Source organism: Streptococcus infantis (genome assembly GCF_001579645.1).
Lineage (GTDB): Bacteria > Bacillota > Bacilli > Lactobacillales > Streptococcaceae > Streptococcus > Streptococcus infantis_E.
Genome location: NZ_KQ970818.1, coordinates 23071 through 27761, shown reverse-complemented (window position 1 = coordinate 27761; position 4691 = coordinate 23071). Strand labels below are relative to the sequence as shown.

The 4691-nt window shown below is 41.7% G+C and carries 6 protein-coding genes; 3 read left to right on the top strand and 3 right to left on the bottom strand.

The genetic code is table 11. From position 1 onward, the window contains the following. Positions 1-68: 68 nt before the first annotated feature. Entirely contained in the window at positions 69-1118 is a 1050-nt protein-coding gene (locus tag SINDD18_RS00160) for an ABC transporter permease (protein ID WP_061862662.1), read from the bottom strand. After that, positions 1115-1846 carry an ABC transporter ATP-binding protein gene (locus tag SINDD18_RS00155; RefSeq protein ID WP_061862661.1) on the bottom strand — a complete coding sequence of 244 codons (732 nt, stop codon included), beginning with the start codon at positions 1844-1846 and terminating at the stop codon, positions 1115-1117. The genes SINDD18_RS00160 and SINDD18_RS00155 overlap by 4 nt, the downstream gene beginning before the upstream one ends. 67 nt (positions 1847-1913) lie before the next feature. Here SINDD18_RS00155 and SINDD18_RS00150 point away from each other — a divergent pair, with 67 nt between their 5' ends. From SINDD18_RS00150 to SINDD18_RS00140, 3 genes are all read left to right on the top strand, one after another. After that, positions 1914-2324, top strand: coding sequence for an HIT family protein (locus SINDD18_RS00150; RefSeq protein ID WP_061862660.1), 411 nt, complete (start codon positions 1914-1916; stop codon positions 2322-2324). A gap of 9 nt (positions 2325-2333) precedes the next feature. Beyond that, complete coding sequence (locus SINDD18_RS00145; protein ID WP_061862659.1) at positions 2334-2621, top strand: hypothetical protein; 288 nt, start codon at positions 2334-2336, stop codon at positions 2619-2621. Positions 2622-2706: 85 nt separating this feature from the next. After that, complete coding sequence (locus SINDD18_RS00140) at positions 2707-3360, top strand: hypothetical protein (RefSeq protein WP_193750813.1); 654 nt, start codon at positions 2707-2709, stop codon at positions 3358-3360. A gap of 86 nt (positions 3361-3446) precedes the next feature. Here SINDD18_RS00140 and dnaJ read toward each other — a convergent pair whose 3' ends face one another. Further along, entirely contained in the window at positions 3447-4583 is a 1137-nt protein-coding gene (gene dnaJ, locus SINDD18_RS00135; RefSeq protein WP_049504307.1) for a molecular chaperone DnaJ, read from the bottom strand. Between the last annotated feature and the right edge of the window lie 108 nt (positions 4584-4691).

The window sequence follows — 4691 nt, the reverse complement described above, 5'->3', positions numbered from 1 at the left end:
TTGCTCAAAGCACCGCTTTGAGGTTGCAGATGGATGCTGACCTAGTTTGAAGAGATTTTCGAAGAGTATTAGTCCTGCATCTGACGTTTCACCTGATAAGGGAGATACAAGATTTGCAAGACCAGTCCAGCTCCAAGGAGGGCTAGAAGGGCTAGTTTTTCTTGGAGGGTAATCAACCCAACTACCAGTTGAACCAATAAAACAAAACCAGTCAATCCTCGGACAACCGCCTGTAATCCCCTTTCCTTTTGCCCCTTGTCTAGCGGGAAAAGTTGAGTCAAATATTGGTAATCAAAGGCATGATAGAGGGCCAATAACTGAAAGAGCAAGAGGTAGTTAAATAGAACCACCACTGCTGTCGCTATCCAAGCTTGCTCAATAAAGATCAACGCCAGCAAAGATAGGAAGAGGAGACGAAGACTGAGGGCAAAAAGATCTCCATTTCGCAGATAAGAACGAAGATAGAGGTTCTGCCAAATCTTGCTCGGCACCTTCTGAACTGCTTTTAGGATAACATCTAGATAAGCTCGTCTCTTGACGCTGTTTGAAATTCCCTTGACTTGGGTAAAGAGGGCAAAGAAACGAAGTAAAAACTGCTTGCGTTTACTTTCTTGGGCAATCACATAGTCCCAGTCCAGATGATTTGCACTAAAAAACTTGCCAGCTTTTTTCTGAAACAGGAAATATTTCCCGACTCCCAAAAGAAGAACATAGACCCAAAAAACTCCTAAGCCTAAGCCCATGGCTAAAAATAAAGGAGCAAAAAGGAGCAAAAAGAGAGTCTGTACACTAACCCAAAAGATGAAGGAAACTAAACTTTGCTTCTGGATGTGTTCTCTCACTTCTTCTTCAGCTACTAAGAGAAAGAGCTTATCAGGCGCTTCCACATAGGTCGCTATTCCTCCCCAAAGTAAGAGTAAAACAGAGACAATCCCAATTAAACCTAGGATTGGTAGATGATTCTCAGGAAAATGCTGAAGCAGTTGACTATACTGATAGGCTAGAAAACCTACTAAGACCAGTAAAAACAAGACAAAGTGGTCATTGAGCACATAACGCAGATAACCGACACACTCTTTACGAAAAGCCTGCTTTCGCTTTAGAAACAAGTCTTTCATCTGTCCTCCTCTTTGGTCAAAGCTAAATAGATATCATTGAGACTTGCTTCCGGCATGGCAAAAGCTTGTCTCAGCTCTTCAAGATCCCCTTTAGCTCTGACTTGACCTTTGTGGAGAATGACAAAAGAATCACACATTTTTTCAGCAGAGTCAAGAACGTGGGTACTCATGAGGATAGACTTCCCTTTTTTCTTTTCAAGATCCAAAAGCTGAATCAAGTCCGAAATCGCCAGAGGATCAAGACCAAGGAAAGGTTCATCGACGATAAAGAGACTCGGAACCACAACAAAGGCACAGATAATCATGACCTTCTGTTTCATCCCTTTTGAAAAATGAACAGGGAACCAATCTAATTTCTGATCCAAACGGAACATCTTTAAAAGAGGTTCTACACGTTTAAAAGCTAGGTTTTGCTCAATACCATAGGCCATGGCAACCGTCTCGATATGTTCTCTGAGAGTTAATTCTTCGTACAAACTAGGAGTTTCAGGAATATAACCAATCTGCTGACGATATTCACGAGGATTAGCACCTAAGGTTAGCCCGTCGATGTTGATTTCTCCACTATAAGGTGTCAACAAACCGATAATTTCATTGATGGTCGTCGATTTCCCAGCACCATTGAGACCGATCAAACCGACCAACTGCCCACTCTCGACTGTAAAGGACACATCTTTCAAGACAGGAACATGAACATAGCCCCCTGTCAGGTTTTTAATTTCTAACATATTTTCTCCAAATCTGGTATAATGTAGCTATATTATATCAAAATTCAATACAGTAGAGGTAGATTTTATGTCAGATTGCATTTTTTGTAAAATTATCGCAGGGGAGATTCCCGCATCAAAGGTTTACGAAGATGATCAAGTTCTTGCCTTCCTAGATATCTCACAAGTAACACCTGGTCACACCTTGGTCGTACCAAAAGAACACTACCGCAATCTTTTAGAAATGGATGCTGCAAGTGCTAGCCAACTTTTCGCCCAAGTTCCAAAGATTGCTCAAAAAGTCATGGCAGCTACCAAAGCTGAAGGTATGAATATCATCGCCAACTGTGAAGAAGTTGCTGGACAAACCGTTTTCCATACCCATGTCCACCTCGTTCCTCGCTATAGTGCAGATGACGACCTAAAAATTGACTTTATCGCACATGAACCAGACTTCGACAAACTTGCTCAAGTTGCTGAAACTATCAAAAACGCTTAAGGAGTCACTATGAAACTATCAAATTTACTACTTTTTGCAGGCTCTGCAGTCGGTTCATACCTCCTCGTTAAGAATCGCAAAGCTATCACCGAAGAAGTTCTAGATACTACTGATCGTGTTGAAGCCATTAAGGATGACTTGGATATCATCCAAGATAGCCTGCAAATTATCGACCAACAAAAAGAACTCATCAAGGAATATCAAAAAGATTTGACCTATAAGTTTAAAGTCCTAGAAAAAGACCTTCAAGCAAGACTTAGTGTGATAAAAGAATTACAAGAAACTGAAGAAAACTAAGGAGAGGAAAACTCCAACTTTCCTTATATCCCCTTTAAATCCATTTTGGGTTAGCAGATCCTAATAGACAAGTGAGGGCATGAAAATGAAACAGTTTTTTAACGTTTTGACGCGGATCATCCTGATTATTTGTGGTGGCCTCTGCCTTCTTGTAGCCCTGGCATTTCTAATACTGGCCAATCTGTTCAAGGCCTCACCGAGTGACATCCGAGAAGGAAATGAGGCCTTAAAACAAATCTTTATCTCCCTTGACCTACCTCCTGAAAAAGTAGAATCAAATGGAAGCTATCAATTCGAGGGTGGGGGCTTAGATTTTTATGTGACTTTCTCAGACGAGGTCATTGATAGCCACCCAGTCCTAAAAGAAAGCCCTAATCTCACTAAAAACCGACTCAAAGTCTATGTTCTACAGGCAGGTGACATTTCCTATAGAAAAGTAGAAGATAACTTGTTTAATCATGGTTTATCCCAATTTTTAGAGGAGGAAGGCGAGAAGTATTTCCGAGAAAACGGAAAGAAATCACATTCTTCTTACACAATTCTAACTTTGAATGATTCGGAAAGCATGAAAAAGGGAATCGCATTCTATGAAAAAGCTTTGACCTTGGTGGATATCCAGGACAATTCGGCAATTAAACACATTGATACCGTCACCGTTAAGCCTGGTAAGGAAGCAGAACTCAAGCAACTCATTCAGGAGATGGATGCGGCCGGCTTACTCATTCAAAAATATCAATAGTAGACCAGTTGGAGATTCTTTCTCCTATGCTAAAAGTCTTAAGATTGCACGAAAAAAGAGCCCGAAGGCTCTTTTTACTTTATGCTTTATTCTCCTTCAAAGGCATCTTTAATATGGTCAAAGAAGCCTTTTTTCTTTGGATTGACTTTTAGATCACCTGCAGCTGCGAATTCTTTCAAGGCTGCTTTTTGTCGTTCGTTCAAGCCTGTTGGAGTCACGACATTGACAGTCACGTATTGGTCACCAAGGGCACCACCACGAAGGCTAGGCGCACCTTTACCACGTAGACGGAATCGTTTACCAGTCTGAGTTCCTTCTGGAATGACTAATTCTACATCACCATGAACTGTAGGGATGTCTACTGTATCACCAAGTGCTGCTTGAACAAAATTGAGGTTCAAATTGTAGAAGATAGTGGTTCCTTCACGTTCAAACTTATCACTAGCTTCAACTGAAACCACCACGTACAAGTCACCATATGGTCCACCGTTAAATCCTGCTTCACCTTGACCAGCTAGGCGGATCTGTTGACCTGTTTCCACACCAGCAGGGATTTTTACGTGTACGCTATGGGCTTGTTTTTCATGACCAGTTCCATGACAGGTTGTACATGGATCTTTGATTTCTTGACCACGGCCATGACAGACATCACAGGTTACTTGGCGACGCATCATACCGAGAGGTGTTTGGGTATCAACATTGATCACACCTGAACCATGACAGCGTCCACAAGTAACTGGACTTGTTCCAGGTTTAGCACCAGACCCATTACAAGTACGACAGCTTGCTTCACGATTGTATTTGACTTCCTTTTCTGTACCAAAAATAGCTTCTTCAAAAGTCAAATGAACGCGATACTGGAGGTCGTCACCTTGACGAGGGGCGTTTGGATTACGTGATGCACCGCCACCACCAAAGAAACTTGAGAAAATATCCTCAAATCCACCAAAACCACCTGCTCCATCGAAGCCACCGAAACCACCTGCTCCACCAAAACCACCATTGGCACCAGCAGCACCATATTGGTCATAGGCCGCACGTTTCTGTTCATCGCTCAAAGTTTCATAAGCTTCTTGAACTTCCTTGTACTTGTCCTCAGCTCCAGGATCCTTGTTGATATCTGGATGATATTTCTTAGATAATTTCCGATAGGCTTTCTTGATCTCATCTTGAGATGCATTTTTAGAAACGCCCAAACGGTCGTAAAATTCAGTATTGTTCATACAAGATACTAAGAGCGAACAGAAAGCGACTGAAATTTAGGAAACCGACAAGAAATCCTGATTTCTTAGGAGGTTTATCTAATTTCCAAGCTTTCCGCTCGAGTTCAA

What these genes read in the sequence shown, in the direction of transcription:
- SINDD18_RS00160 (WP_061862662.1), bottom strand. Translation starts at nt 1,118, where the DNA reads ATGAAAGACTTGTTTCTAAAGCGAAAGCAGGCTTTTCGTAAAGAGTGT.
- SINDD18_RS00155 (WP_061862661.1), bottom strand. Translation starts at nt 1,846, where the DNA reads ATGTTAGAAATTAAAAACCTGACAGGGGGCTATGTTCATGTTCCTGTC.
- SINDD18_RS00150 (WP_061862660.1), top strand. Translation starts at nt 1,914, where the DNA reads ATGTCAGATTGCATTTTTTGTAAAATTATCGCAGGGGAGATTCCCGCA.
- SINDD18_RS00145 (WP_061862659.1), top strand. Translation starts at nt 2,334, where the DNA reads ATGAAACTATCAAATTTACTACTTTTTGCAGGCTCTGCAGTCGGTTCA.
- SINDD18_RS00140 (WP_193750813.1), top strand. Translation starts at nt 2,707, where the DNA reads ATGAAACAGTTTTTTAACGTTTTGACGCGGATCATCCTGATTATTTGT.
- dnaJ (WP_049504307.1), bottom strand. Translation starts at nt 4,583, where the DNA reads ATGAACAATACTGAATTTTACGACCGTTTGGGCGTTTCTAAAAATGCA.